Annotated in this window: 24 protein-coding genes and 1 riboswitch; of the genes, 10 read left to right on the top strand and 14 right to left on the bottom strand. The window is 60.9% G+C overall.

Annotated features, from left to right (window positions below):
- Positions 1–64: 64 nt before the first annotated feature.
- The gene (locus EVC45_RS16735) at positions 65–991 is read right to left on the bottom strand and encodes a LysR family transcriptional regulator (RefSeq protein WP_129959056.1); all 927 of its coding nucleotides are present in this window, start codon (positions 989–991) and stop codon (positions 65–67) included.
- Between the two features lie 127 nt (positions 992–1,118).
- Between EVC45_RS16735 and EVC45_RS16730 the strand changes: the two genes are divergently transcribed.
- On the top strand, positions 1,119–2,051 hold the full coding sequence (locus EVC45_RS16730; RefSeq protein ID WP_129959055.1) for a DMT family transporter: 933 nt from the start codon (positions 1,119–1,121) through the stop codon (positions 2,049–2,051).
- A 97-nt stretch (positions 2,052–2,148) separates the two neighbouring features.
- Positions 2,149–2,232, top strand: a riboswitch (ZMP/ZTP riboswitch).
- 20 nt (positions 2,233–2,252) lie between these two features.
- Positions 2,253–2,885: a LysE family translocator gene (locus tag EVC45_RS16725; RefSeq protein WP_129959054.1), complete on the top strand. Its 633-nt coding sequence runs from the start codon at positions 2,253–2,255 to the stop codon at positions 2,883–2,885.
- A gap of 38 nt (positions 2,886–2,923) precedes the next feature.
- Here EVC45_RS16725 and EVC45_RS16720 read toward each other — a convergent pair whose 3' ends face one another.
- The 3 genes from EVC45_RS16720 to EVC45_RS16710 all read right to left on the bottom strand — a co-directional run bounded on the left by EVC45_RS16720 (position 2,924) and on the right by EVC45_RS16710 (position 5,719).
- The gene (locus tag EVC45_RS16720) at positions 2,924–4,192 is read right to left on the bottom strand and encodes an RNA polymerase sigma factor (RefSeq protein WP_129959053.1); all 1,269 of its coding nucleotides are present in this window, start codon (positions 4,190–4,192) and stop codon (positions 2,924–2,926) included.
- Positions 4,189–4,557, bottom strand: a complete 369-nt coding sequence (locus EVC45_RS16715) for a YciI family protein (protein WP_062129075.1) — start codon at positions 4,555–4,557, stop codon at positions 4,189–4,191. The genes EVC45_RS16720 and EVC45_RS16715 overlap by 4 nt, the downstream gene beginning before the upstream one ends.
- Before the next feature lie 244 nt (positions 4,558–4,801).
- A complete protein-coding gene (locus EVC45_RS16710) occupies positions 4,802–5,719 on the bottom strand; it encodes a LysR family transcriptional regulator (protein WP_129959052.1) in 918 nt (305 codons plus the stop codon).
- 122 nt (positions 5,720–5,841) lie between these two features.
- On the opposite strand from EVC45_RS16710, the gene EVC45_RS16705 reads away from it, so the two are divergent.
- Positions 5,842–6,783, top strand: coding sequence for an alpha/beta hydrolase fold domain-containing protein (locus tag EVC45_RS16705; RefSeq protein WP_129959051.1), 942 nt, complete (start codon positions 5,842–5,844; stop codon positions 6,781–6,783).
- A gap of 104 nt (positions 6,784–6,887) precedes the next feature.
- Here the strand turns inward: EVC45_RS16705 and acnB are convergent, their stop codons facing one another.
- Positions 6,888–9,473 (bottom strand): bifunctional aconitate hydratase 2/2-methylisocitrate dehydratase, encoded by a 2,586-nt coding sequence (acnB, locus tag EVC45_RS16700; RefSeq protein WP_129959050.1) that lies wholly within the window; start codon positions 9,471–9,473, stop codon positions 6,888–6,890.
- A 318-nt stretch (positions 9,474–9,791) separates the two neighbouring features.
- Between acnB and EVC45_RS16695 the strand changes: the two genes are divergently transcribed.
- Positions 9,792–10,394: a DUF1326 domain-containing protein gene (locus tag EVC45_RS16695; protein WP_129959049.1), complete on the top strand. Its 603-nt coding sequence runs from the start codon at positions 9,792–9,794 to the stop codon at positions 10,392–10,394.
- Between the two features lie 74 nt (positions 10,395–10,468).
- Positions 10,469–11,188 carry a DUF2182 domain-containing protein gene (locus EVC45_RS16690; protein WP_168991494.1) on the top strand — a complete coding sequence of 240 codons (720 nt, stop codon included), beginning with the start codon at positions 10,469–10,471 and terminating at the stop codon, positions 11,186–11,188.
- A 122-nt stretch (positions 11,189–11,310) separates the two neighbouring features.
- Here the strand turns inward: EVC45_RS16690 and EVC45_RS16685 are convergent, their stop codons facing one another.
- Together EVC45_RS16685 and EVC45_RS16680 are read right to left on the bottom strand one after the other, a co-directional pair.
- Entirely contained in the window at positions 11,311–11,868 is a 558-nt protein-coding gene (locus EVC45_RS16685; RefSeq protein ID WP_129959176.1) for a TetR/AcrR family transcriptional regulator, read from the bottom strand.
- A gap of 175 nt (positions 11,869–12,043) precedes the next feature.
- Positions 12,044–12,772 carry an SDR family NAD(P)-dependent oxidoreductase gene (locus EVC45_RS16680; protein WP_129959047.1) on the bottom strand — a complete coding sequence of 243 codons (729 nt, stop codon included), beginning with the start codon at positions 12,770–12,772 and terminating at the stop codon, positions 12,044–12,046.
- Between the two features lie 99 nt (positions 12,773–12,871).
- On the opposite strand from EVC45_RS16680, the gene EVC45_RS16675 reads away from it, so the two are divergent.
- The 3 genes from EVC45_RS16675 to EVC45_RS16665 all read left to right on the top strand — a co-directional run bounded on the left by EVC45_RS16675 (position 12,872) and on the right by EVC45_RS16665 (position 15,662).
- On the top strand, positions 12,872–13,240 hold the full coding sequence (locus tag EVC45_RS16675) for a helix-turn-helix domain-containing protein (protein WP_129959046.1): 369 nt from the start codon (positions 12,872–12,874) through the stop codon (positions 13,238–13,240).
- Positions 13,241–13,606: 366 nt separating this feature from the next.
- A complete protein-coding gene (locus tag EVC45_RS16670; protein WP_129959045.1) occupies positions 13,607–15,136 on the top strand; it encodes a CYTH and CHAD domain-containing protein in 1,530 nt (509 codons plus the stop codon).
- Positions 15,137–15,206: 70 nt separating this feature from the next.
- The gene (locus EVC45_RS16665) at positions 15,207–15,662 is read left to right on the top strand and encodes a thioesterase family protein (protein WP_129959044.1); all 456 of its coding nucleotides are present in this window, start codon (positions 15,207–15,209) and stop codon (positions 15,660–15,662) included.
- 318 nt (positions 15,663–15,980) lie between these two features.
- Here the strand turns inward: EVC45_RS16665 and EVC45_RS16660 are convergent, their stop codons facing one another.
- Entirely contained in the window at positions 15,981–16,196 is a 216-nt protein-coding gene (locus EVC45_RS16660; RefSeq protein WP_129959043.1) for a CDGSH iron-sulfur domain-containing protein, read from the bottom strand.
- 45 nt (positions 16,197–16,241) lie between these two features.
- Complete coding sequence (locus EVC45_RS16655; protein WP_129959042.1) at positions 16,242–17,462, bottom strand: RtcB family protein; 1,221 nt, start codon at positions 17,460–17,462, stop codon at positions 16,242–16,244.
- Positions 17,463–17,964: 502 nt separating this feature from the next.
- Between EVC45_RS16655 and EVC45_RS16650 the strand changes: the two genes are divergently transcribed.
- Both EVC45_RS16650 and EVC45_RS16645 read left to right on the top strand, forming a co-directional pair.
- A complete protein-coding gene (locus tag EVC45_RS16650; RefSeq protein WP_129959041.1) occupies positions 17,965–19,629 on the top strand; it encodes an FAD-dependent oxidoreductase in 1,665 nt (554 codons plus the stop codon).
- A gap of 54 nt (positions 19,630–19,683) precedes the next feature.
- Positions 19,684–20,151 carry a nuclear transport factor 2 family protein gene (locus EVC45_RS16645; protein ID WP_306770778.1) on the top strand — a complete coding sequence of 156 codons (468 nt, stop codon included), beginning with the start codon at positions 19,684–19,686 and terminating at the stop codon, positions 20,149–20,151.
- Between the two features lie 13 nt (positions 20,152–20,164).
- Here EVC45_RS16645 and EVC45_RS16640 read toward each other — a convergent pair whose 3' ends face one another.
- The 5 genes from EVC45_RS16640 to EVC45_RS16620 all read right to left on the bottom strand — a co-directional run bounded on the left by EVC45_RS16640 (position 20,165) and on the right by EVC45_RS16620 (position 26,047).
- A complete protein-coding gene (locus tag EVC45_RS16640; protein WP_248295155.1) occupies positions 20,165–21,112 on the bottom strand; it encodes a helix-turn-helix domain-containing protein in 948 nt (315 codons plus the stop codon).
- A gap of 365 nt (positions 21,113–21,477) precedes the next feature.
- A complete protein-coding gene (locus EVC45_RS16635; protein WP_129959040.1) occupies positions 21,478–22,899 on the bottom strand; it encodes a UbiA family prenyltransferase in 1,422 nt (473 codons plus the stop codon).
- A 224-nt stretch (positions 22,900–23,123) separates the two neighbouring features.
- Positions 23,124–24,692 carry a hypothetical protein gene (locus tag EVC45_RS16630; protein WP_129959039.1) on the bottom strand — a complete coding sequence of 523 codons (1,569 nt, stop codon included), beginning with the start codon at positions 24,690–24,692 and terminating at the stop codon, positions 23,124–23,126.
- Positions 24,693–25,202: 510 nt separating this feature from the next.
- A complete protein-coding gene (locus EVC45_RS16625; protein ID WP_129959038.1) occupies positions 25,203–25,673 on the bottom strand; it encodes a DnaJ domain-containing protein in 471 nt (156 codons plus the stop codon).
- 107 nt (positions 25,674–25,780) lie between these two features.
- Positions 25,781–26,047 carry a hypothetical protein gene (locus EVC45_RS16620; RefSeq protein WP_129959037.1) on the bottom strand — a complete coding sequence of 89 codons (267 nt, stop codon included), beginning with the start codon at positions 26,045–26,047 and terminating at the stop codon, positions 25,781–25,783.
- Between the last annotated feature and the right edge of the window lie 272 nt (positions 26,048–26,319).

Below are 26,319 nucleotides of genomic sequence, written 5' to 3'. Positions count from 1 at the left end.
TGTCGATTGAAGAATGCATACTAATCTGACGAGTGACGCAACTTAAGCCGAATTCCGCGATTCGTCATCCGGCGTCCGCATCGTGCAGGTGGCTCACCAGGTAATCGATGAGCGCACGTGCTCGCGACGGTAAAAATCGATTCGGCGGATAAAGCAGCCAGACCGGTCCCATATAGGGACGCGCTTCGAACTCCCAGTCGCTCAGCACCCGGACGATGCCACCCCCGGAAATCGCCTGCGCCGCGACAAAATCGGGCAAGTTCGCAATGCCGAGTCCATGCAGCGCGGCATCCAGTCGAGCGCTCGTATCGTTGGCGATGTAGCGCCCCTTCACTTCGACCGACTGGGTTTCAGAGCCGCGGCGGAAATGCCATCGATTGTCGTCGACCGTCTCGCCCAGATACATGCATGCATGCCGCGCGAGGTCGCGCGGCTCGGCCGGCGTGCCTCGTTCCGCGAGATAGGCAGGCGACGCGCACAGCACCCATCTGACCGCTCCGAGTTGCCGGGCGGCAAGGCCTTGCGGAGGCGAACGCGTGAGTCGGATCACCAGATCGACATCGTCACGGAGTGGATCGACTTCGTGGTCGGCAAAGACCAGTTGGACATCCACGTCGGGCCACTTGCGCAGAAATTCGGGCACAAGCGGATGGATGACGGATCGCGCAAACGAAATCGGCGCGCTGATGCTGACCTTGCCTCGCGGATCGCCCAGCCCTTGTCCGGCGACGTCGACGGCGCCAGACGCTGCGCCGATCATATCCCGGCAATACCGGTATATCTGCGCGCCCGAATCCGTCAAACGGATGCTGCGGGTCGAGCGCTCCAGCAACCGCGTGCCGAGCGAATCCTCGAGACGCTTGATCTGCCGGCTCACGGTCGAGGGCGTGCTGCCAAGCTGCCGCGCCGCAATGGAAAAGTTGCCGGCGTCGACGACCCTCGCAAACATCGCCATATCGGGTAGCAACGCAAAGAGTTCATTGGGATTCATCGCGATCCTCGCACCCGCAGCACGCATTTGTGCATTTCAAACATAAAAGATGTTCCGCCGCGCTGGATTATAGTTTTCAATGCAATATCCGACAATGGGCCGTCCGATTGAAAACTGAAGGTCCGTCATGTCGAAGCCTAAGAACGCGTTATGGATATCCGACCTCATGCTGCTTGCGGTCGCGATGGTGTGGGGCACGAGTTATGGGGTCGTGAAAGGCGCACTCGCGATCTATCCCGTGCTTGGTCTGCTGGCGTTGCGCTTCGGGCTGACGTTCGTCGTGTTGTCGCCGGCGTTGCGCTCGCTCCGGCACGTCAAAGCGTCCGCCCTGGTGGGTGTGCTCGGCTCCAGCGTGATCCTGCTCAGCATCTTTCTGGCCGAGACATTCGGCATAGCGCACACACAGGCGTCAAATGCGGCGTTCCTGATCAGTCTGTGTGTCGCGCTGACGCCGCTGGTCGAATGGGTGTTGCTACGGCGCAAGCCGTCGAGCGGCGAATGGATCGCCGTGGGCCTGTCGCTAACGGGCGCCGCGTTTGTGAGCGGCGGCGTGATCATTCCGACCGCAGGCGACGCGCTGATACTTCTGGCCGCGTTGCTGCGTGCGCTGATGGTTTGCGTGACCAAACGTGTGATGCGCGAATCGGAACTTGCCCCGCTGTCGGTGACGGCTGTGCAGGCAGGCGTCGTCGCACTGGGCAGTGTCCTCGCGGCGTTCGTGTTGCCGTCACGACATTGGGCTGCGCTGCCGTCGCTCAGTGGGCACGGTGAGTTCTGGGCGAGCATCGCTTATCTCGTGCTCGCCTGTACGTTGTTCGCATTCTTCGCACAGAACTTTGCCGTCAAGCGCAGCAACCCAACGCGCGTCGCTTTGCTGATGGGAAGCGAGCCCGCGTTCGGTGCGCTTTTCGCATACATCTGGCTCGGTGAGCATCTCTCCAGCTCGGCATGGTTTGGCGGAGGTCTGATGGTACTTGCATCGGTGCTGGCGGTGGTTCCATTTAAAAGGAACGCCAACGTGGCAGTCGAAATGCAGCCTGCGATTTCAGTCGACGGTTAGCCTCTCTTGAGGTCGGATTCAGCCGTTCGAGATGTTTATATAAGCGCGAGCGACTGTTCCTCCGACCGCAAAGCATTTTTCTTGTGTGCAATAATCTTCGCTCCCATGTGACTGGCGCATACAGATAGAGCACTATCGTGGAGCATGGGGTCGACAGCCGCCGCGCGCCTGGGCATTACCTACTATCCATGGAGATGGGTTATGCCTGATCCAGCACATTTGCTGATGTTCGCCCTCGTGGCCTTGGGAATGGTTTTAACGCCGGGGCCGAACATGATTTATCTGATTTCACGATCAATCTGCCAAGGTAGACGCGCGGGACTCATTTCCCTGGGAGGCGTTGCGCTGGGTTTTGTGTTTTATATGCTCTGCGCGGCATTCGGTATTACCGCATTTATATTTGCGGTCCCGTACGCCTATGACACGCTGCGCTTCGGCGGCGCTTTGTACCTTCTCTATCTCGCCTGGCAGGCCGTCAAACCGGGCGGAAGGTCCGCGTTCGCAGTGCGCGACTTACCGGTCGATACTCCGCGAAAGCTCTTTAGCATGGGATTTATCACTAACCTCGCGAATCCCAAAATCGCCATCATGTATCTGTCTCTGCTGCCCCAGTTCATTACGCCTGGACATGGCAGTGTTCTTACCCAATCGTTGGCGCTCGGCGGCGTTCAGATTTCCATCAGCCTCGCGGTGAACGCGCTGATCGCGATGATGGCCGGATCGATATCGACGTTCCTATCAGGACGCCCCCTGTGGCTATTGGTACAGCGCTGGCTGATGGGAAGCGTCCTGACAGGTCTGGCAGTGCGAATGGCATACGAATCCAGAAGATAACGAATAGACTCGCGGCCCCTTCGAGAACGATGGCGCCGCTAGCTGCTCGCCGCTGCAAGCTCCATTCGCTTGCGTTGCAGGAACCGGCGCACGGCCGGATCACGCTCGAGGCCGATCGCCAGATCGTACGCGTCGCGTGCTTGCGCCGTCGCGCCGACACGCGCGAGCAGATTCGCGCGGGCGGCCCAGTAGGGCTGGTAGTCGGCCAGCCGCGGATCGTCCGCATACGGCGCCAGCGCATCGAGCGCCGCCTGCGGGCCGTCGCGTTCGGCCACTGCGAGCGCGCGATTCACGGCGACCACCGGCGACGCTGCAATCGCGAGCAGCCCATCGTAGAGTTGCACGATCTCGCCCCAGTTCGGACGACGCGTGCGGCAGCGATCCACATGCGCCGACTGCAGCGCGGCCTCCAGCTGAAAGCGCCCGATTGCGTTGAACGCGTTGGCGCGCCTCAGCAGTGCGTTCGCGGCGTCGATCATCGGCGCGTTCCATGTCGCAGGGTCCTGGGCCGACAGCGGCACGTAGTCGCCAGCCGAATCGCGTCGGGCATCGCGCCGTGCCTGCGCAAACAGCATCAGCGCGAGCAGGCCCAATGTCTCCGGTTCGTCTGGAAGCAACTCGACGAGCAGTTGCGCGAGATACAGCGCCTCGTCGGCGAGGTCGCGTCGCTCGGTATCGCCGCCGACCGGGTCCGTCCAACCTTCCGCATATGCCGCATAGACCGCTTCGAGCACCGCGTCGAGACGGCCGGGCAACTCCTCGCGCTCCGGCACGCTGAACGGAATGCCCGCTTCGCGGATCTTGGTCTTCGCGCGCACGAGGCGTTTGCTCATCGCGGCGGGCGACATCAGGAACGCCGACGCGATCGTCTTCGCTTCCAGTCCCAATACCACTTGCAGCATCAGCGGCGTGCGAATCGCGGCCTCGAGCGCAGGGTGCGTGCACGCGAGCAGCAGCGCGAGCCGCCGGTCGGGCAGCGCGCCGGCCTCACATTCGTCGATCTCGTCAGCGAGGATCATCAACTGGTTCGCTACGACGTCGCCGACCTGGCGATGACGCGCGCCGTCGATCGCCCGGCGGCGCGCGACCGTCATCAGCCACGCTTCGGGACTCGCGGGGCAGCCATGTTCCGGCCAGTCCGCGAGCGCCGCCGCGAAGGCGTCGGCGAGCGCGTCCTCGGCCGCGGCGACGTCGCGCGTGCGCATGGCCAGCAACGCGACCAGCTTGCCGTAGCTGCGGCGAGCGACCGCCTCGGCAATCGAACCCGCGGCGCCGTCGTCGCCTCGGGCGCCGCCGGACGAACTCATGCAGATGGCGCTTCGTAGGGCGCGGTCCAGACCGGGCGCACCTCCATCACGCCGTGCGCCGCGCCGGGACAACGCGACGCCCACGCCATCGCCGCGTCGAGGTTGGGCACGTCGATCAGGTAGTAGCCGGCGAGTTGCTCCTTCGAATCGGAGTACGGTCCATCGAGCACCTGCGGCTTGCCGTCGACGAGACGCACCGTGGTGGCCGTGCTCGTGTGCTGCAGCCGGTTGGCGCCCACCAGGGCCCCCGCTTTCTTCAGCGATTCGGTGTACGCGTGATAGGCGGCAACGCCTTGCTGCCGCTCGCTGTCGGTCATCTTGTTCCAGCCGTTTTCTTCCGAGTAGATCATCAACAGGTATTCCATTTGAGCCTCCGTCATGGGGTTGAGGCGGATGAATTGCATCGGCCGCCATCACAATGACGCGCGGGCCGCGTGCTGACGGACAGGTGGCATCAAAAAAATCGCGGACGGCCGCCCGGACCCTCGCCGCATTGGAAAAAGACGCCGGGATCGCAGCCCGTTCGAGCGTGTTTCGCCAAGCATTGTCGGACGGGTGACGAGCCTTGTCGACCTGGGATTGGCCGGCGGCGCAGCGATGCCGAACTCGTTAGGTCCTGACCGCGACAAAGGCCGGGCCGGAATCAGCCGTCAGGATCTCCGCCACGAAATCGATAAATACGCGAGTCTTGGTCGGCAATCGTCGGCCTGAAGGATGAACCGCGTGAATGGGCATCGGCGCCGGCGCGAAATCCTGCAACACGCTGATGACCGCACCGCTCGCGATCTCCGGGGCAAACAGCCACGCCGGCGCTTGAACCAGTCCCATATGGGCGAGCACGGCAGCGCGAATCTGTTCCGCGTCCCCCGTGTGAAAATTGCCGGACGGCACATGCACGCCGGCACCGTCGACGTTTTCGAGGCGCCACGCGCGCGGCTCGCGCAGCGGCGCGAACACGACACAGGCATGTCGAGCGAGATCCTGCGGTCGCTCAGGGCGTCCGTGTTTTTCGAGGTAAGCGGGCGTTGCGACGACAACGACTGGACTCGACACCAGATGCTTCGCAATCATCGAAGAGTCGGCAAGCCGCCCGCTTTTGATCGACAGGTCGAAGCCATCCTCGACCAGATTGACGTTCCGCTCGGTTGCCGACAGGTCCACCGACACGTTCGGAAAGCTGGCGAAAAATGCCGGCAGGTGCGGCACCACATACAGCCGGCCAAAGACCGGCGCCACGGTGACCCGGACCATCCCAGCCGGCGACAGCTGGCCACGCCCAACGGACGATTCGAGCTCCGTGAAATCTCCAATGATGCGCAAACCCGCTTCATAGACCGATTGTCCCGTCTCGGTCAGCGTCATGCTGCGCGACGTGCGCCTCACGAGTTGAGCGCCGAGATGGCGTTCGAGCGACGCGATCTGCTTGCTGACCGCCGGTTGGCCCACGCCCATTTCGCGCGCTGCCGCAGCGAAACTCCCGCTCTCGACGATCCGAATGAAAAGTTTGAGCGCATCCAGCCGATCCATCCGACGCCTCCAAAACTTCCAGAATGGAATTGATTGTATTCCGTTCGACCTTCTTCTGAACGCTGCACGGAATCGATATCGTCTGTCCATCGACCACCCGCCAAGCCAACGAAGGATCAACGATGAACGACGTACAGCAGACCAACCTGATCGAAATGCGGCACCGCCTGAATGATGACGACCGCGACGCGGCGATCTCGGTGCTCGACCGCACCCAGCGGCTTTTTGCTGAATCCGGCGGCGCCATGCGCGAGGCCTACGACGCGATGACGGCGCAAACGCCGATAGCGGATGGCATCGATCTTGAAAGAGTCGACAGCGCGAACGTAAAGGGTTGGTGGGTTCGGCCCGAATCCGCCGTGGCCGGCCGCGCGATCCTCTTTCTGCATGGAGGCGCGTTCGTGCTCGGGTCTGCCACCGGCTATCGCGGCCTGGCGAGTCAGATCGCGGTGCGTGCCGGCATCGACACCTTCGTTCTCGACTACCCGCTTGCGCCCGAGCATCCGTTTCCCGCGGCATACGATGCCACCGTCGAAGCGCTGCGGTGGCTGGCGACGTCGGGCATTCGCGACATCGCGCTGGTTGGCGACTCGGCAGGCGGCGCGCTCGCGCTTGCGGCGCTGGGCGCTGATGGAGGCCCGTCGATGAACGTTACTTGCGTCGCCACTTTTTCGCCGTGGCTTGATCTCGCGTTGACGGGCCCGTCGTCGCGCAGCGAAGAGACCCGCGACCTGGTGCTGACGCGGCCGATCCTCGCCGATGCCGCCGCCGCGTACCTTGGGTCAGCCGATCCCGCAGACCGACGCGCATCGCCGCTGTATCACGTGCCCGAGCATCTGCCGCCGCTCGCCATTCAGGTCGGCACGGACGAACTGCTGCTCGACGACGCGCGCCGCTACGCGGCGGCCGCTGCGCAGCGGGGAAACACCGTGCAACTGGAAATCTACGAGGGACTTCATCACGTATTCCAGCGCTCGACCGACGAGCTTGCAAGCGCCCGACACGCGTTGGACCAGGTCGCGGGATTTATCTTGCGGTGCGGGTCGACTATGGCCAGGCCCTGAGATTCCAACGCCGCAAAAAAAAAAATGGCGCCGCAGGCATTCAGCCCACGGCGCCATTTCGTGGCGCTACGACGAGAACGACACGCCGTAGCCCGATAGCACACTTACATCGTCACGGAGTCGGCGACTTCCTTGAAGTCTTCGATCTTGTCGAAGTTCATGTATTGATAGATCTTGTCGCCATTGGCGTTCAGCACGCCCATGTCGGCCATGTACTCTTCCTTGCTCGGGATCTTGCCCAGACGCGAGCAGATCGCCGCCAGTTCCGCCGAGCCGAGGTACACGTTCGTGTTCTTGCCGAGGCGGTTCGGGAAGTTGCGGGTCGAGGTCGACATGACCGTCGCGCCTTCACGCACCTGTGCCTGGTTGCCCATGCACAGCGAGCAGCCCGGCATTTCGGTACGTGCACCGGCCGTGCCGAACACGCCGTAGTGGCCTTCCTCGGTCAGCTGCTTCTGATCCATCTTGGTCGGCGGGGCCACCCACAGCTTGACCGGGATGTCGCGCTTGCCTTCCAGCAGCTTCGACGCCGCACGGAAGTGACCGATGTTGGTCATGCACGAGCCGATGAACACTTCGTCGATCTTCGCACCGGCCACGTCCGACAGCGTCTTCACGTCGTCCGGATCGTTCGGGCAGGCCACGATCGGCTCGTGGATGTCGGCGAGATCGATCTCGATGACGGCTGCGTACTCGGCGTCGGCATCCGGCGACAGCAGTTGCGGGTCCGCCAGCCACTGCTCCATCGCCTTGATGCGGCGCTGCAGGCTGCGCGGGTCCTGGTAGCCCTGGGCGATCATCCACTTCAGCAGCGTGACGTTGCTGTTCAGGTATTCGATGATCGGTTCCTTGTTCAGGTGCACCGTGCAACCGGCGGCCGAACGCTCAGCCGACGCATCCGACAGTTCGAACGCTTGCTCGACCTTCAGATCGGGCAGGCCTTCGATTTCGAGAATGCGGCCGGAGAAGATGTTCTTCTTGCCTTGCTTGGCCACCGTCAGCGTGCCTTGCTTGATCGCGTACAGCGGAATCGCGTTGACCAGGTCGCGCAGGGTCACGCCCGGCTGCATCTTGCCCTTGAAGCGGACCAGCACCGATTCCGGCATGTCCAGCGGCATCGTGCCGGTGGCGGCCGCGAACGCGACCAGACCCGAACCGGCCGGGAAGCTGATGCCGATCGGGAAACGCGTGTGCGAGTCGCCGCCGGTGCCCACGGTGTCGGGCAGCAGCATGCGGTTCAGCCACGAGTGGATCACGCCGTCGCCCGGGCGCAGCGCGATGCCGCCACGGTTGCTGATGAAGTTCGGCAGCGTCTGGTGGGTCTTCACGTCCACCGGCTTCGGATAAGCGGCGGTGTGGCAGAACGACTGCATGACGAGATCGGCCGAGAAGCCGAGGCACGCCAGGTCCTTCAGTTCGTCGCGGGTCATCGGGCCCGTGGTGTCCTGCGAGCCGACCGAGGTCATCTTCGGTTCGCAGTACGTGCCCGGACGGACGCCCTGGCCTTCCGGCAGACCGCACGCGCGGCCGACCATCTTCTGGGCCAGCGAGAAGCCCTTGCCGCTGTTGGCCGGCTGCTGCGGCAGACGGAACAGCGTCGACGGCGCGAGGCCCAGCGCTTCACGCGCCTTGGCGGTCAGGCCGCGGCCGATGATCAGCGGAATGCGGCCGCCGGCGCGCACTTCGTCGAACAGCACGTCGGACTTGACCTGGAACTCGGCGATCAGTTCGCCGTTCTTCAGGGCTTTGCCTTCGTACGGGCGCAGTTCGACCACGTCGCCCATTTCCATCTGCGACACGTCGAGTTCGATCGGCAGCGCGCCGGCGTCTTCCATCGTGTTGTAGAAGATCGGGGCGATCTTGCCGCCGAGGCACACGCCGCCGAAGCGCTTGTTCGGGATGAAGGGGATGTCTTCGCCCGTGAACCACAGCACCGAGTTGGTGGCCGACTTGCGCGAGGAGCCGGTGCCGACCACGTCGCCCACGTAGGCGACCAGGTGGCCCTTTTCCTTCAGCGATTCGATGAACTTGATCGGGCCGCGCTTGCCGTCTTCTTCCGGGGTGATGCCGGGGCGCGCGTTCTTCAGCATCGCCAGCGCGTGCATCGGGATGTCGGGACGGGTGGTCGCATCCGGGGCCGGCGACAGGTCGTCGGTGTTGGTTTCGCCGGTCACCTTGAAGACGGTGATGGTCAGGCTTTGCGGCACTTCCGGACGGCTCGTGAACCATTCCGCGTCGGCCCAGCTTTGCAGCACGGCCTTCGCATTGGCGTTGCCCTTGTCGGCCAGTTCCTTGACGTCGTGGAACTGGTCGAACATCAGCAGGGTCTTCTTCAGCGCCTCGGCGGCCACCGTGCCCACTTCGGCGTCGGACAGCAATTCGATCAGCGGCTGGATGTTGTAGCCGCCCAGCATCGTGCCGAGCAGTTCGGTCGCGCGGGCGCGCGAGATCAGCGCGCAGGCGGTCTGGCCTTTGGCCACGGCGGCGAGGAAACCTGCCTTCACGCGGGCGGCTTCGTCAACGCCGGCGGGCACGCGGTTGGTGATCAGGTCGAGCAGCGTCTGCTCTTCGCCGGCGGGCGGGTTCGTCAGGAGTTCAACCAGCTCGGCGGTCTGCTGAGCCGTCAGCGGCAGGGGAGGAATGCCGAGCGCGGCGCGTGCGGCCACGTGAGCACGAAAGTTTTCAAGCATGGGGGACCTGCTGGTATTTGCGTTTCAGGGAAAGGCTTTTAAGGCACTCCAAGCTGTGCCGGGCACTGCTGCTTCGATCGCGATTTTAATTGCAATACCCCTTCAAGGTCAAATGTCTTATGTCTTATATAAGACTGACTACAGAATCCGTCGATGCGCCCCCCGCCTCCCCCGGCGCTGCCAAAGCACCGACTGCGCAAGCCGCTTCAATCATTCGCAGTGCCCCAAACGCTTTGATTCCTGCCCGCCTAACGCCTACAACAAAGAATGTCCGGCGAGGTTCTTCCCGGCCGGATCCAACCGGCAGCGGAGGCGCGAATGAGCTATCAACTGATGGGCAGCATCCTCGAGGTGTGTGAATGCAAGGTTCTGTGTCCGTGCTGGATCGGAGAAGATCCCGATAACGGCGTTTGCCGCAGCGCGCTTGCTTACCACTACGAGCAAGGCACGATCGACGGCGTCGATGTGTCGGGCCTGACGGTGGCGTTGGCGGCGTTCATTCCCGGCAATGTGCTGAAAGGCGGCTGGCGAGTCGCGATGTTCGTCGACGAGCGCGCGAGCGACGCGCAATTCGACGCGCTGGTCAGCGTGCAGAGTGGCCAGCGCGGCGGCCCCCTCGCGGAACTCGTGAAGTTGATCGGCGAAGTCGTCGCCGTGGAACGCGCGTCGATCGAATACACGGTCGTCGACGGCAAGGGCAGGATGAAGGTCGGCGATACCATCGAGGCCGATTTGGAGCCCTATCGCGGCCCGACCGGCGAGCCGACCAAACTGGTCGAAAGCATCTTTTCGACGATACCGGGATCCCCTGCCTTCGTCGGCAAGGCGACCTCTTTCCGCTTGCGGCATGAAAAGCTCGGTATCGACCTGGCATTGAGCGGACATAACGCCATTCAGGGATCGTTCAGCTTCGTGTCGTGACGGTGCTCGCACGCCCGCGGCTGTTCGCGCCGCTGTTCGTCGCATTGACGACCAGCGCGTGGATCGTGTTGTGGATGTGGGACGCGGGGCCCTACGCGCGGTATCTGCGTCACGCGAGCTGGACCGAACTGCCGTTCGTCGGCGCGCTATGCCGCGAGGTGCCCGGCGCGAGCCTCACGATTGCGGCGTTGCTGCACAGCGCCGCCTGGCTGCTGATGATCGCCGCGATGATGCTGCCGACCGCCTTCCCGCTCTTCGACACCTTCCGGCGGATGACCGTCGCGCGCGAAAACAGGCGCGCGCTGATGGCGCTTCTGATCGTCGGTTATGCAACCGCGTGGGCACTGTTCGGCATCGTCGCGCACGCTTTCGACGCAGCGCTCCACCAGCTCGCGGACCGATCTCCGAACGTGCTTGCCTACGGCTGGCTGATCGGCGCCGCGCTCGTCGCGCTGGCGGGCCTCTATCAGTTCAGCAGCCTCAAGCATCGATGCCTCGAAAAATGCCGCTCGCCGCTGATGTTCATCACCGAGCATTGGCGCGGCAGGAGCGCGCGCCGCGAGAGCTTTCTGCTCGGCATCGATCACGGCGCATTCTGCATCGGCTGCTGTTGGGCGCTGATGCTGCTGATGTTCGCGGTCGGCACAGGCAGCGTCGGCTGGATGCTGGCGCTGGGCGCGATCATGTCGGCCGAGAAGAATTTCAGCTGGGGCAGGTCCATCGGCAAGCCACTTGGCGTTGCGTTGCTTGCGTGGTCCGCGTGGATCGTCGTGCAGCACGCGGGCATCGCCTGAGCTATTCCCGCATGCTGCGCGCGCACGGAGGTCCGGCACGAGACACCCAGCATTAGGAAATAGATGTTTCCTAAATTGGCGAGCAGCACGCCTAGCTGATGCGATGTTATGTGTTGCGGCTGTTAGTCCAGTAGGCGCATGGCCTGATCCGCCGCCGCCGTCATGTGTGCCCGGGATCGCCCTACTTTGCCGACGACCCTGAATCCTTGCGTCAGACTCAGCAGAGCGCGACCGGTAGCGTCCGGATCGACGGCGGACGCGATCGAGCCGTCGGTCTGGCCCAGTCGGATCAGGCGGCGCAACAGACGCTCCGTTCGCTGCAAAGCGGCAACCACATGACCCGCGACCTCGTCATCGAAGGCCAGCAGGTCGACTGCGCTTCCGACTACGAGACAGCCTCGCCTGCCCTCATCGCCGATTGCCGACTCGGCATAAAACTGCAGAACGGCCCATACCTTGTCGCGGCCGGTCTGCTGCGCGTCGAGCAGGCTCTTTAGCTGGCCGTTTCGCAGGCGGATGTAGCGCTCGAGCGCGGCAAGGAATACCGCCCGCTTATCGTCGAATGCCTTGTAGATACTGCCGGCCGTGAGCCCCATCGCGGCACCGAGGTCGCCAAGGGACGTCCCTTGATAACCACGCTCGCGAAAGATCCGTATTGCGCCGTCCAGCGCGACGTCCATGTCGAATTCGCGTGGACGACCCGGCGCGCGCGCCTGTCTGGCAGCATGCTTGCGTGTAGTCATGCCGCGATTATAGGAAATGATCATTTCCCAATCAAGGCGCCCTATATGTCGTCAAGTCGACGTCAACCGAGCCTTACAAATCCCAAACCAAGGCGTTCCGTCGAGGCAAGCGTCAGGCGGTCATGCCCCCGTCGACACGTAGTTCCGCACCCGTGACGAAGGTGCTGTCGGCCGAAGCAAGAAACAGCACGGTATTCGCCACTTCCTCAGGCGTGCCCAGACGACTCATAGGAATCAGATTGGTCAGTGTGCGCCGCACTTCATCGCTTACGTTGTCGAACATGGGCGTGTCGATGGGGCCGGGACTCACCACGTTGATCCGAATTCCGCGTCCGGCCAATTCTTTGCTCCAGCTGCGAGCGTAAGATTGAACCGCCGCTTTCGTCGCGGAGTATGTCCCGAATCCCGGGTTGCCTACCGATGCGGCGATCGACCCGATCAGCACAATGCTGCTGCCGTTCGCCATTTGCTGAACGGCACGCTGCACGGTGAACACCAGCCCACGAACGTTTACGCTGAAGAGCCTGTCGAAATGCTCGTCCGTCGTCGTGTCTAGCGTCGCGAACTCGCTGATACCGGATGCGACGACGAGAATATCCAGGCCGCGCGACTTTCCCTTCACCGTCTCGAACAGCCGATCAAGATCGTCCGCCTTCGTCACGTCACACTGGACCGCCTCGACACGGCCGCCAATCGCACGAACGGCTTCATCGAGCTGGGTCTGCCGACGACCCGCGATAAAAACATAGGCGCCTTCCTCGGCAAGGCGCCGAGCTACGGCAAGTCCAATACCGCTATTGCCGCCGGTCACCACGGCAACTTTTCCTTCGAGCTTCAACATGAATCACCCCTTGTATGGATAGCTAGACAAAGATACATCGCGTATATTTGGTGTCAATTACGCACCGACCATAGATTAGATATACGGAAGGAAACCGCCATGCTTCAAAATTCGGAATCTCCATTGGCTGAATTCGGTGCAGTGCGTGTTGCTCTTGAACAGATCACGAATAAATGGTCCGTCCTGATCCTGACCGTGCTGTGTGCAGAACCATCGCGGTTCAACGCAATCAAAAGGCGCCTTGATCCGATCACTCATAAGGCGCTGACCGAAGCATTGCGGCGACTGGAAAGAAATGGCCTGGTCGATCGCCGTGTTATCGCGTCTTCGCCGGTCGCCGTTGAATATTCGATTACCCCGCTTGGACGCTCACTGCAAAACCCATTTGCGAGCCTCGTAACATGGGCGGCTTCGCATGGGCACAAAGTTGAGGAAGCGCAGATAGCCTATGATCAGAAATCAGCTTGAGATACAAAGCTCTGGGTATTGAAGGATCTTTAGCGAAGCGGCGAAATCGATATGTTTGCCGAGTAATGAGCGTCCGGTTTTGGTATTCAAATCGAATCAGCGAATATCGGCACCGACGCACGAAATCCAACTCGCTTTCATTGGGATCCGCAAAATGGCATCACCAGCCTTGTCATTTCGCGGCATATCGCAGTAGATCCGCGCGCAATCAAATCCTCACGCGTATTCGCCCAGGGCTTGTCCACCGTCTTATCCACTTTTTCTGTGCATAACTTTTATCGGAGCAGCCACTGGGGACAATCGGTCGCGACGGGGCCCGACGAATCCGGTGTAGTCTGACAGTCTGGCGTTCATTTCGGAGGCGGCATGGAACGGGAGCTAAAGCTGCGCGTGGCGAACGAAGATCTCGACCAATTGCGTCACGCGCCGCTACTTGCGCAATCGGAAAATCCCGCGGGAACGCCTCACCTGCTGACCAGCACGTATTTCGACACACCCGATTTTTCGTTTCACCGATGCGGAGCGACGCTGCGCGTGCGCACGGTCGGCAACGAGAAAATCCAGACGCTGAAGCTCGAAGGGTCGGCCAAGGCGGGCCTCTTCGAGAGGGACGAGTTCGAGATGCCGGTAAATAGCGACGCGCCCGATCTGAACTTGCTGCGCGACCCGATCTCCGACGACAGCGACTGCGGGAAGCTGATTCGCGACGAGACCGTTGCGGCCCGACTGAGGCCGGTGTTCGTCACGCGGATCAACCGATCGGCGTTTGCGCTGCGCCAGCCGTCCGGGGACGAACTCGAGCTTGCGCTCGACGAAGGAACGATCGAGGCAGAGTCGGGGTCGGTGCAGATCGCCGCGGTGGAACTGGAATTGAAACAGGGCGATCCCGATGCGCTGTACCGCGTCGCGCTGGAAATGCTCGACACCGTGCCACTGCGCATCGACCATCGCAGCAAGGCAGATATCGGATATGCGTTGCTCGTAGGCGAGCACAGCGAAGCGGTGAAAGCGCAACCAGTGCGCCTGAACAAACGCGATTCGATCGAGGATGCATTCTGCGCGATTGCGCGCAACTGTCTGGACCAGGTCCACGCGAATGAACGGGGCGTCGTGTCGGGCCACGATCCGTCGAGCGTCCATCAGATGCGCGTGGGACTTCGCCGCCTGCGTTCGGCTCTCGACCTGTTTTCGACGGTCATCCCCGCCTCGGCCGGATGCGACGAAGAATTGCGCTGGATTGCTTCGGAACTCGGCGCCGCGCGCGACTGGGAAGTGCTTGCGGGATCGACGCTCGAACAAGCCTGCGCCAACGGCAATGCGGACGAGATCCGGCCCGTCGTGCAGGCATGCGAGCAGATTGCCGTCGACAACCGGAACCGTGCGGCTGCCGCGGTCGAGTCGGTCCGCTACACGCGGCTCGCGCTCCAGTTCGCGCTGTGGCTGAATCGGAAGGGTTGGCAAGATGAGATGTCCGACGAACAGCGCAATGCGATCAGCGGCCCGGTGAAGCCATTCGCCGCCGATGTCCTCCGTCGCCGGCACGAGATACTGATCAAACGTGGCAAGGGTTTGGCCGATCTCGACGATCACCGTCGTCATCGCGCCCGCATCGCCGCGAAGAAAGTTCGATACGCCACCGAGTTCTTCGCATCGCTGTGCCCGCGGCAGGCCGTCCGCCACTATGTCGGCGCGCTCACCGCGCTTCAGGATGATCTCGGCTGGCGCAACGATGCCGTCGTCGCCGATCAGCTTCTGAAGTCGCTGTTGCAGACGTCGCCGGAGGCGGCCTCGGGCGCGGCCTTCGCACGCGGCTTTCTTGCGTCACGCGTTGCTGCCGATCATCGGACATTGAAGAAGCTGTGGAAGCGTTTCAAACTGCTTTCGTCGCCGCACTGACGAGCCCCGTTCACCTCGACGTATGCAGGTATGAATGTGTCACGCACAACGCTTATCGTGAGGTCTTACCATGTTCGAGGTTGAACTCTTCGCGGGCTGGGGCGATATCGATTTCAACTCGCATATGCGCAACACCGCCTATCTCGACAAGTCGGTGGATGCGCGAATGATGTATTTCGCGAAACAGGGTTACTCGGTGTCGGAGTTCGCGAAGCTGCGCATCGGACCCGTGGTGATGAAGGATCAGATCGAATATTTTCGCGAGATCCACCTGCTTGATCGGGTAGTGGTCAGCTTTGCGCTCGCTGGCCTGTCCGTCGATGGAAGCCGTATGCTGTTGCGCAATGAATTTCTTCTCAACGGCAAGCTGATGGCCCGCGTGACCTCGGCGGGCGGTTGGCTCGACCTGGAAAAGCGCAAGCTGATCTGTCCGCCTCCTCCGCTGCTCGACGCGCTGAAGGCATTGGATAGGACCGAGGATTTTGTTGAATTGCCGAGCAGCGTGAATCGGACTGCTTCGAATTGATGCTTTGATGGTTGTGCGGGGACGGCTGAGGTCCGACTCGTGGGCGTCGGTCGCACGGTCGAGACGTCAAGGGCATGTCACCGGAACGAAACGGTTATTCAGGCCGGTGTGCTAAGGGTAGTGGCTCTTCAGGTTTGTTCGACGCATGCCCATGTCCGCAGGCTCGCAAGCGCGCGTCAGCACATGCGGGCAGGCGTTGGACAAACCTGAAGAGTACGCGACCTCGCACGCCGGCAGGCGTTGGACAACGCTTAACGGGAAGAGTCCTTCGGTGGCCCTGAAAAGAGTCATTCACGCTCGTCCCGCGACGGCGCAACCCTATTGCTGACCCGCCCCCTCATCCAGATCACTCTGAAAGTCCATCTTCCGATGCGATCCGTCGCAAAACGGCTTGTTAGTCGAGTGCCCGCAACGGCAGAGCCAGACCTCATCTTTCTCGACTTGAATCTGCCTGCCCCCTTGCGTCGTGATCGTGAAATCACCTTTGATGTGAAGCGGACCGTTATTCCTCGGGGTAATGATTGCCGTTGCCATATCCATCTCCTATGAATTGACTGACCGTCGCAAGCCGATCAGAGCCTAACCCTTCACGCAAACCACCTGCCGCAGCGTATGAACCACCTCGACCAGGCTCCGCTGTGCGGCCATCACGGCGTCGATGTCCTTATAGGCCATCGGAATTTCATCGACGACCCCCGCATCCTTTCGGCATTCGACGTGCGCCGTCGCCCTGATCTGATCGTGGACCGTGAACCGCCGTTTGGCCTCCTTCCGGCTCATCGCGCGCCCGGCGCCGTGACTGCATGAGCAGAAACTCTCTTCGTTGCCGAGACCGCGCACGATGAAGCTCTTCGTGCCCATCGAACCCGGAATGATGCCGAGCTCACCCGCTCGCGCCGACACCGCCCCTTTACGCGTCACGAACACGTCGGCGCCGAAATGCCGCTCCTTCTGCACGTAATTGTGGTGGCAGTTCACCGCGCGCTCGTCGATGGTGAAGGGTTTGCCGATAGTCGCGCGCACCGCGTCGATCACGGCATTCATCATGACCTCACGGTTGCAGCGCGCGTACCGCTGTGCCCAGTCGACCGCTTCCACGTAGTCATCGAAGTGCCGGCTGCCTTCCTTGAAGTATGCGAGATCCTTATCCGGAAGATTTGCGAGGTGTTGACGCATGTCGGCCTGAGCGAGCTCGATGAAGAGGCTCCCGAGCGCGTTGCCCACGCCGCGCGATCCGCTGTGCAGCATGAACCAGACGCAGTCATCTCCGTCGAGGCATACCTCGATGAAGTGGTTGCCGGTGCCGAGCGTGCCGACGTGCGTGTGGTTGTTCGTGCGCGCGAGGGAAGGATACTTGTCGACAATGCGTTGAAAACTGGGCGCCAGCAGGTTCCAGGCGTCGTCGACGGCCGGCGGCGGACGCGACCATGCGCCCTGGTCGCGTCGCCCCGGCGCACCGCCGTGCGGCACTGCGCGCTCGATCGCGCCGCGTACGCGGGAAAGCGAATCTGGCAGGTCCGCGGCCTTCAGGGTTGCGCGAACCGCCATCATCCCGCAGCCGATGTCGACGCCTACCGCCGCCGGGATGATCGCCCCTTGCGTCGGAATCACGCTGCCGATCGTCGACCCTTTGCCCAGGTGCGCGTCGGGCATCACGGCAATGTGCCTGAACACGAACGGCATGCGGGCCGTGTTTCTCAGTTGCTGGCGAGCCGCCTCCTCAATCGCGACGCCCTGCGTCCACATCTTCACGGCCTTGCCGCTTGCCACTTCCATCAGTTGATAATCGACCAGGCTCATGCCCTTGTCCCTTCGTCAGCTTCGCTCATCGGCACGGGTGTCAGTGCGCGGCGTATGACCTTAGCTTGAGCCGTTTTTTCCGTTACGACAACCGGCCCATCACGATCGTCTTTATCAGTTCGGCCCCCGATGGCACAGATCGCTGGAGATGAATAATTGGGCCGCCGAAAAAGCCAATTCATGTCGCTGAGCGCCGGATGTCTGACGACCGCTGTTTCCAGGCAAGCTGGCGTTGCGGCGAAGGAGCTTCCATAGCGTCCGAACACCTACCCGCCCAAGTCCACCATGCGATACTGACCCGCTTCACGAGTCGTCTGGTCACGGAATCGCATGCACAAAGCCAGCATTACCCACGCCCCGACCAATGAGGGAGCCGAACGGCTCATCCCATGCACGAATACGCAAAACGCCGAAATCTGGAAGAACACGAATCCAGAACGGCCTAACCTGACCTTCAAGCCTGACTCGATCAGGTCGAAAGCGATAATCAGGAGACGTCCCCGTGAATACCCGTACGCACACAACTTCTCTTTCACTCGAAGCCAACGCGCCAACCGAGCTGTTCGACATCGTCATCGTGGGCGCTGGCGCGGCCGGTCTGGCCTGTGCCCTCTTTGCCGCATGGCAGGACAACAAGGTGTTGCTCCTCGAGAAGGCACCGGAAGTCGGCGGCACCGCACGCAAGGCCGCCTTCTGGTACTGGGTACCCAACAATCGCGCGATGCGCGAAATGGGCATCGAAGATCAGAAGGAAGATTGCCTGCGCTACATGGCGCGGCTCTCCCGCCCGGAAACCTATAGCCCCGATCTCCCGCGTTTCGGCATGACAGCGTGGGAATACGACATGTGCGAGGCGATCTACGACAACGCCACCGTTGCAGCCGAACTCCTCGCGCAGCATGGTGCCCTCGAATACCGCCATTGCCCCGACGTCACGGACTATTGGGCGGAATTACCCGAAGACAAGGCACCGCGTGGGCGGGTACTGCTACCGAAGGGCGCTTGCGATTCGATGTCAGATGGTGGCGCCGTGGCCGTCCGGTCGATGCTGGAGGCAGCTCGCAAGGCCGGCGTGGAAGTGAGGACCAGTTGCCGCGTGCAGCGTTTGCTGACCGACGAAGATGGCACCGTAACCGGTGTCGAAGCCCAGCTCGGCGAATCGGGATCGACGGTATTCAACGCGCGCAAGGCCGTCATATTTTGCTCTGGCGGTTTTACGCACAATAAAACGATGCGCAAGAACTTTCTCAGCGCCCCGGTGTTCGGCGGTTGCGCCGCCCGCTCCAATGAAGGCGACTTCGTGCGGATCGGCACGGCTGCGGGTGCCGAACTTAGGAATATGAACTATGCCTGGATGTGTCCCATCGTTCTCGAGAAGGCCCTGCGCGATGATCCGAACCTCGTCGGTACATTCTCGGCTTCGGGCGACTCGATGATCTATGTGAACCAGCACGGCCAACGCGTCACCAACGAGAAGCTCGCGTACAACGAAGCAGCGCAAGCATTCTTTAGCTGGGATCCCGCCAGCTCGTCATATCCGAATCTGGTGCTCGCCGCCATCTGGGACGCACGAAGCCAGCAGCACAGCGCCAGTGCCGAATACGGACGCTTCATCGTGCCGCCGGGCACCGATGACGCCCATGTAATCAAAGCCGAGACACTGGCAGAACTTGCGCGCAACATCCGCTCACGCGTGGCCGAGCTTGCCCCGCAGATCGGCAATCTGCACTTCGCTGAAGACTTCGAGGCGAATCTGCCCGCGACGGTCGAGCGCTTCAATGGATTCGCCCGGGCTGGCCGTGATCTCGACTACCATCGCGGCGAACGGCCGGTCGAAGTGCTGTTCAACGGCCCTGCTGCGACCAACCCTGCCGCGCCCAACCCAACGATGTATCCGATTAGCGATGCTGGCCCCTACTACGCGACACTTCTGACCGGCGGCAATCTCGACACCAAAGGCGGACCGGTGACGAACCGCCACGGGCAAGTGCTCGATCACGACGGAACGCCAATCGCGCACCTTTACGGCGTCGGCAACTGTGTTGCATCGCCGTCCGCACGTGCCTATTGGGCAGGCGGTGCCACGCTCGGGCCGATACTGGCGTTCGCCTATCTCGCGGCACGTAGCGCCCATGCTGAACGCCCTGTCCAAACTGTTGCGCATTGATCGGCAAGCAACGCGCGCTGCACCCTCGCACATCAATATCACATGGAGAAGACCGTGGCACTGACCATGCAAACAATGACCGACGAGCAACGGAAATCCGTCGCAATCGAATATTTGAAGGCATTCGACAATGGCGGCGTAACCTCAACGGGAGGGAGCATCCTCGACCTGTTCGCTGAGGATGCCCTGGTATTCTTTCCCAAATGGGGAGTGGCCAACGGCAAGGATCAGATCGGCAAACTCTTTGGCGACGTCGGACGCACGCTGAAGTCGATCTCACATCACTACGCGCATTTCAACTGGATATTCTCCGGTAGCGACGTGATCGTTTGCGAAGGCACAAGTCACGGCGAGCACCGCGACGGCTCCTGGCGCGCCGGCGTCCCCGCATGGGGTGCCGGAAACTGGTGCGACGTGTTCGAGATCCGGGATTGGAAAATCCAGCGCGTCTATATCTATCTCGACCCGGATTACGCGGGCCGGGACACGGCTCGCTATGACTGGTTGAACGCGCGCGATTGACCGTAAAGCACTCTCATCTATCTCCTGTTTGACTGACCCTCACGCGGCGCGGTGTCGTTGCTCGCCGCTGTGAGAACAACGCCGTCATATGCTGTTGCGAGGCAAATCCGCAGGCCGCTGCCACGTCGCAGATGGGAATGTCGCTTTCGCGAAGCAGGTGCATGGCCGCGTCGAGACGACGTTCTATCACGAGTCGATATAAGGACTGGCCCGTGCGAGCCTTTACGGCGTCGAAAACCGAACGCAGCGGCAGGTCGAGTTCGCGCGCGAGATCGGCACACGTGATCGTGGAATCGAGATGCTCACGAATATAGGCTTCGAGTCGATCGAACTTCACGTCGGTGAGCTTTGGGAGCCGGCGACCGGGAGGGCGGCTCAGCGCCTGCTCGACCTCGAGATAGACGAGGGTGGAAAGGCACTGCATTTCCCACGGATCGGGTTGCATCACGCCCATCAATCGGGCGCGTGCGTAACGGGTCAGATGCCGGACACCTTCAACATCGATGTTTTCCCGATTGCCTGAGTACCGAAGCGGCGTCATCGTATTGCGGCTCACGCCGCGTTCGACCGCATCCGCACAGCTGAACGCAACGAAGCCCCCGCTGACGTTCGTGGCATCCACCCGCAAGCGGCAACCGCGCGGGTGGAACGCCGCCGTCTCCGGGCGGAAAGCGAGCGGCTTCGCCGGCTCGTCGCCATACCGGGTTTGCGTAACGATGTGCCCGAAGACCAGGCAGATCGTGTCGGAGGTCGTCGTGTAATCGAGCGTGTAAGGTCTCGTGCTGGATCGCCAGTACGAGAGCCCCGGCTTACCTGCAGGTGGCACGCCGAATTGCTCCATGCCGCGCCAGTCTTTCGTATTCGTCTGTTCTCTCATGGATGTCTCCTGCACGCAAGCTCGCGCGTTCGCACGACGCGCCCGGAACCCTCCTCGAACGGCGTTCGCGAGCGCCATCACCATTCATCGGGTTACCGATCCGCTTTGGCATCGACCGCCGACGCTCAAACGATATCGGCAGTCCAGCGCAGTGTGTCCGAGAAAGCGGCGAATATGACGTTTGCAAAACGCAAACAATCGCGCCCGGCAAGCCGAAAGCGCGATGGGGCAAGGCCTGAGCCAGGAATTTGCAGCACCCGAAGTAGCAGGATTGCCCTTCCCAGGGCAATCCCAGGTAGACACGCACGCGATGGCGAAGCGCCAAGGTGTCAACGCGCTCGATGCTCCCGCTGCCACACCATCTGTCCCCCGACTCTTCGGCTCGCGAGCGCGCGACGAGAACCCACTGACAGAAGCGCGATGTATGAAACGGTGAGCAGGTAATCGGGTTACACAGCCACCACAACTGTCACCACACACAGGAAAATGACGAGCAGGCTAAAGCGGTTCCTGACTGCATAGACAATAGGGTCGTCATGCATCTCACCGCGGAACGCAAGCATCCACGCCCGACTTATCCAATACAGCAGCAAGCCGAAGAGCACCCACAACGCGTGGGGATGGCGATAGAGAGCGTGGACATCTGAAGAGTTCAGGTAAAGCGCAAGGATCAGCACCGCAACATATCCCGAAGCTGTTCCGAACGAACGCAGAATGCCCAAATCGTGCGTGTCATAGCCACGTCCCGAGGCGGACGCCTCACCATGGCGAAGTAGCGCATCGAGTTCGGTATAGCGCTTTACCATGGCAAGGCTCAGAAACATCATCACTGAGAACAGGATGAGCCAGTCGGACAAGACAATATCTCCAGCTGTACCGCCCGCTATGATGCGGCTCGTGTAGAGCGCGGCAAGAGCAAAGACATCCACGAGCACGAGGCGCTTGAGCTTGAACGAATACAGCAGCGTGGCGACGAAATAGCCGGCCAATACCACACCGAACAGCGGGTCCAATCGAGACGCCAGTGCGGCCGACGCGATCAGAAGCGTCACCGTGAGCATCATTCCGAATGTGAGCGAGAGTTGGCCCGAGGCGAACGGGCGATGCTTTTTGTTCGGATGGCGGCGATCGGCATTCAGGTCGAGCATGTCGTTCAGCAGATAGCCGGCTGACGCACAAAAGCTGAAAGAAAAGAAGGCGGTCACTTCCGCCAGCACCGTCGGCAGATCAGTGAAACGGTGTGACGCGAGAAGCGGCACGAAGATCAGCAGGTTCTTCACCCACTGATAGACACGCATCTCTTTGGCGACCAGCCGCCAAAGTGAACGCTTTTCTTCAAAAATGAGGATGACCTCGTTGACCTTCTCTGCCGCAGCCGCGATGCGGTGATCGCCTACCACGATCGCCCCACGCGCCTGCTTCCAGACCGGCAAATCCGCTAGTTCGTTACCGCAATAATCAAAACCGCGATGACCGAAGTGGTCAGTTAGCACACAGCCCTTCTGACTGCCCTTGAGATTGCGGACTTCATCACTGGCTAGCACGCCGCTGAAGAAACCGAAATGACTGGCGATCTGATCAGCGAGTTGTTGATTGGACGCCGTACAAAGATAAAGATCTCTCCCGCTTTTACGTTGGTCGCGCAAATAGCTGACGAAACTCGTGTTGTAAGGTAAAACCGACACGTCGATCGAGATGCGCTTCGCAATTTCGGCCTTCAGGCAGGCTTTGCCCTTCAATAGCCAAACGATGCAAGCAAATAAGTACATGGGATTTTTCTTGACGAGCATCAGGAACGACTCGGCAAGCAAATCCGTCGAGGTTAGGGTCCCGTCGAGATCCACGCACAGGGGAACGCTTACGTCACTCATTTCAAGACCACCCTCTCGTTTCGCTTATATGCCCTCACACGCTTTCGAAGCCAGATTATTGTTCTACAGATAAATGCCGAATCTTCAGCCTTTCACGGAGGCAGCCAACGCAGCCTTGCAACGATGAAGGCTTTTAACGGAGCCAAAGACGTTGCAATGGATGATGCCTTGTCGACACCGTGCATTTCTCATGCGTCGTGCTCGTCCAACATCAGTAGTTGATCTCAACGGGGACGCAGTTCATAGAGCCGATGCTCGGGTAAAGTCGCAACGAGTTGCCAACCATCAAGGGTCTCGGGCAGGCGCCGGTACGGGTCGAACACCGCAAGATAGACCGCCGTGAACCGGCTTTGAAGGTCCGGAAAACGATCCAGCAGTGCAGTCGACCACGCGCGCAACATCTCGCCATTTGCTTCGAAATCCGGGTCCCGGTTAGAGCTTTCATCCTGGAACTGCCTCAGGGCTACGTTCTCGCTCCGGTAGAGCACCGGTTGTTGCCCCGCTTTGAGATACAAATCCGGCACGAGCACGCCATCCACTGTTGCGAGCGCCACCACCTTGTCCAGATACGGGTTCCAGCGGTGGGGGTCCTTCCATGGAGACGGGTACGCGGTGTCCTGCTTGTACTGGAACAGGACGGAACCAGCCTTCAGAGACGCGAACGTACTGCGGTAAGCCTGAATGACGGGCCGGCCGCCCCGCCAGTCCTCGGTCACGGTCGCAATCCGCAAGACAAAGACAAGCGTGAGCATGAGCGCGCCGATACGTTGAAGACGTGGCGCCACCGATGGTTTTACGCCAACCAGCGCGGTCAGCAAAAACGCGAAACTGAGCCCACATCGCTCGATCACCCCGTAGGAAGCAAACGCGTCAAACGGTGCGAGCAGGACTACTAGCGGAAGTGCGAACACGGTTATCCGGAACTCCGGCTCGCACGTCCACCATCTTTTCACGAGACCAGTGACCACGAACAGACCCAACCCCGCCACGATCGCCACATCGGCTACGCGGTTGCCCACCGACAGGACATCGAGGCAGTAAGCGATCTTCGAGAGTACGCGGAAAAGGCCGAAGTTGGTTGCCCCATGAAGGCCGCCGGTGCTGCTGTGGACCAACAGTGCAAAGGGAAGCAGCAACGGAATAATGCTCGCGGCCGCGTGGCGAGCCAGTGAATGAATCGAGCGCTTCCTCTCTTGAAGAAGACAGCCAAGTTCCCACGTGCCGGTGATCAGAGCGAAAACGGCGAGCGGAAACAGATGGCAAAAATAGATAACAAGAGCACTGCAGCACGAGACCAGGATCCGCGCGAGGGTGGACCTGCGCAACGCCACATGCGCGGCGATCGCCCAAAAGCAAACGCCAAGACCAAACAGAAAGTTGTCGTAGCCGCGTATCAGTATCCAGTTATAGAGCAGCAGGAAGCTGATAAACGGTAACCATGACCAGCGGCCATTGGCAACACGACTCAGCACCAGGCAGCCCGACGTCAGTAGCCCGAGTTCGACGAGGGTAAACAGCCACGTGGCCCACTCTACCGGTATGAACTTCGTGAACCACGGGACGGCCAGGTCCATGGCAAGGTCAGGCAACACATCCCACTGAACGACGAAATTTCTAACATACGATGCCGGATGAGAAAGGATGTCGACCCGGACGATATTGTAGAAATGTTGCCCAAGAGGAGGAACTGACGTGGTGAGGAATGGCACAGATGCAACGATAGTCGCAATAAGCCAAACACCCCACAGATGCAATGGCGAAACGACAGCGCTCATCTGGTTTCTGACAGTCATCAAAAACCTCAGAAGATTGTTTTAGAATTCTCTAGACTAGGGATAAGGGATGCGCGAGCGACGCCGACGGCACGTAGTTCCACGATGGCCTCACGACAGGCCATGCAGCAACGGGGTTACCGGGTAGGGCTTTCTGAATGAAAACTCTAAACGCGGAAGCTGAAGGTTTTCTGAAGGCGCGGGAATCACTATGTGTCGCGCACCACATACCTCTGCAAAAGAGGCTCGTAAATAATAAGAGTCACAAGACGGCAAATAGCCGGTCACCGCTGAGACGTGCATAGCAGAAAAAATGGCCTGACTCTTTCAAAATGAGTAGGCCATGAAACACACGCGGGAACCAGGGATCGGCGCCGGACGAAGGAGTCCGCGATGGCGGATGAAGACTCGTTCGATCTCGTGAATTGACAGGCCGTTTCCTGGAAAGAGCCGACGCCTGCACGTGCGAGTGACGGCGCGGGCGAATGTCGGTCATGGTGGCCCCGGTCCTATGGGAAAACAATCATCGCGCTACGAAGAGCCGAACACCGAAAGCGCCACGGCCAACAGGACCGGTAACGCAAGCCACAATAGAGCCGGTACCTTCCATTGCTTCCCTACACCACGACGCCGATGCGCGGCTTTTTCCGCCGGCGCTTTCGCTTCGCTACGCTGGCGTGCGGCTTGGACAGCCTGACGCCAGCGCGCTCCTTCGCCGCGCATTTCACGCACTGCATATAGCGGCTTGCGCAGCGGCGTGCTCGTAGGCCCGCTGAAATGGTCCTTAGCCGCCTCTGCGGCGAGCTGACGGTCATACTCCGCGCGCTTGGTCTCGTCGCTGAGTACAGTCCATGCGTCGTTGAGGATCGACATGATCCGCGTCGCGTCCGGGGAGTCATTGCGGTCAGGGTGATACTGCTGGCATAGCACCCGGTACGCCGCCTTGATGACGGGCAGAGGGGCGTTGGGCGCCACCTTCAGGTTGTCGTAGTGTGTGTGCATCTCTGTTCCCCGGTTTTTGAATTTTCTTGTCGAAGGACAATACCTCGTGTGCCCGCGTGGAACGGGCGTCAAGGCGCGGCCCCAACCTCTATGGATGTAGCGGATTTTCAATCCTGCACGAAACGGGATGGCTCGCCATGTGGTAAACCGAACAGTTGGCGCAAAGAATCACTGACTCTGACGCGGCAGCGTTGCACCTGTTGTGCCAACGGTCGTGGCGTCGCGGTTGCAACGGCAATGTTGGCCACAACACATAGCGCTTCCAACGCCTTCAGTAAGCCTTCAGCTTGCACGTTTAGAGTTTTCACCGAGAGCGCTCCGCACTTGACGAGACGGTAACGTTGGGATCCCACAAGCTGTGCCTTGAGTGACATGGCGCTTTCTAGATCGGCGCGCCGCGGTCAGCGCAGTAATTTTTGCGTGCGGCATTTCTCGCCGCCCACCTGGACTATGCGGGCCTTAGCAGGCTGTTGAATTTCGATCCCGCGTAAACGGGATCCTGGGGCCGAACGTTATGGATATTGTGTTCATGATCTTTGGCAGTGAATTCGATGCGCGGAATGGATGAGATGCAGGAAGCTCTTTTCACGACGGTCAAGCTTGAGGACTTCGTTCCGGCCGATCATCCGTTGCGCCCCATACGGTT

Origin of the sequence: Paraburkholderia sp. UYCP14C, assembly GCF_004197395.1 — a bacterium.
Taxonomy (GTDB): domain Bacteria; phylum Pseudomonadota; class Gammaproteobacteria; order Burkholderiales; family Burkholderiaceae; genus Paraburkholderia.
This window is presented reverse-complemented; position numbering and strand designations above follow the sequence as displayed.

Bases quoted from the DNA above. Each gene is read 5' to 3' on its own strand.
- EVC45_RS16685 (WP_129959176.1), bottom strand. From the start codon at position 11,868: ATGGACGTCGCGCTGGACGGCGCAATACGGATCTTTCGCGAGCGTGGT.
- EVC45_RS16675 (WP_129959046.1), top strand. From the start codon at position 12,872: ATGCTTCAAAATTCGGAATCTCCATTGGCTGAATTCGGTGCAGTGCGT.
- EVC45_RS16620 (WP_129959037.1), bottom strand. From the start codon at position 26,047: ATGTCACTCAAGGCACAGCTTGTGGGATCCCAACGTTACCGTCTCGTC.
- EVC45_RS16625 (WP_129959038.1), bottom strand. From the start codon at position 25,673: ATGCACACACACTACGACAACCTGAAGGTGGCGCCCAACGCCCCTCTG.
- EVC45_RS16660 (WP_129959043.1), bottom strand. From the start codon at position 16,196: ATGGCAACGGCAATCATTACCCCGAGGAATAACGGTCCGCTTCACATC.
- EVC45_RS16735 (WP_129959056.1), bottom strand. From the start codon at position 991: ATGAATCCCAATGAACTCTTTGCGTTGCTACCCGATATGGCGATGTTT.
- EVC45_RS16725 (WP_129959054.1), top strand. From the start codon at position 2,253: ATGCCTGATCCAGCACATTTGCTGATGTTCGCCCTCGTGGCCTTGGGA.
- EVC45_RS16720 (WP_129959053.1), bottom strand. From the start codon at position 4,192: ATGAGTTCGTCCGGCGGCGCCCGAGGCGACGACGGCGCCGCGGGTTCG.
- EVC45_RS16680 (WP_129959047.1), bottom strand. From the start codon at position 12,772: ATGTTGAAGCTCGAAGGAAAAGTTGCCGTGGTGACCGGCGGCAATAGC.
- EVC45_RS16665 (WP_129959044.1), top strand. From the start codon at position 15,207: ATGTTCGAGGTTGAACTCTTCGCGGGCTGGGGCGATATCGATTTCAAC.
- EVC45_RS16655 (WP_129959042.1), bottom strand. From the start codon at position 17,462: ATGAGCCTGGTCGATTATCAACTGATGGAAGTGGCAAGCGGCAAGGCC.
- EVC45_RS16640 (WP_248295155.1), bottom strand. From the start codon at position 21,112: ATGGTGATGGCGCTCGCGAACGCCGTTCGAGGAGGGTTCCGGGCGCGT.
- EVC45_RS16715 (WP_062129075.1), bottom strand. From the start codon at position 4,557: ATGGAATACCTGTTGATGATCTACTCGGAAGAAAACGGCTGGAACAAG.
- EVC45_RS16690 (WP_168991494.1), top strand. From the start codon at position 10,469: ATGTGGGACGCGGGGCCCTACGCGCGGTATCTGCGTCACGCGAGCTGG.
- EVC45_RS16730 (WP_129959055.1), top strand. From the start codon at position 1,119: ATGTCGAAGCCTAAGAACGCGTTATGGATATCCGACCTCATGCTGCTT.
- acnB (WP_129959050.1), bottom strand. From the start codon at position 9,473: ATGCTTGAAAACTTTCGTGCTCACGTGGCCGCACGCGCCGCGCTCGGC.
- EVC45_RS16630 (WP_129959039.1), bottom strand. From the start codon at position 24,692: ATGACTGTCAGAAACCAGATGAGCGCTGTCGTTTCGCCATTGCATCTG.
- EVC45_RS16695 (WP_129959049.1), top strand. From the start codon at position 9,792: ATGAGCTATCAACTGATGGGCAGCATCCTCGAGGTGTGTGAATGCAAG.
- EVC45_RS16710 (WP_129959052.1), bottom strand. From the start codon at position 5,719: ATGGATCGGCTGGATGCGCTCAAACTTTTCATTCGGATCGTCGAGAGC.
- EVC45_RS16670 (WP_129959045.1), top strand. From the start codon at position 13,607: ATGGAACGGGAGCTAAAGCTGCGCGTGGCGAACGAAGATCTCGACCAA.
- EVC45_RS16705 (WP_129959051.1), top strand. From the start codon at position 5,842: ATGAACGACGTACAGCAGACCAACCTGATCGAAATGCGGCACCGCCTG.
- EVC45_RS16635 (WP_129959040.1), bottom strand. From the start codon at position 22,899: ATGAGTGACGTAAGCGTTCCCCTGTGCGTGGATCTCGACGGGACCCTA.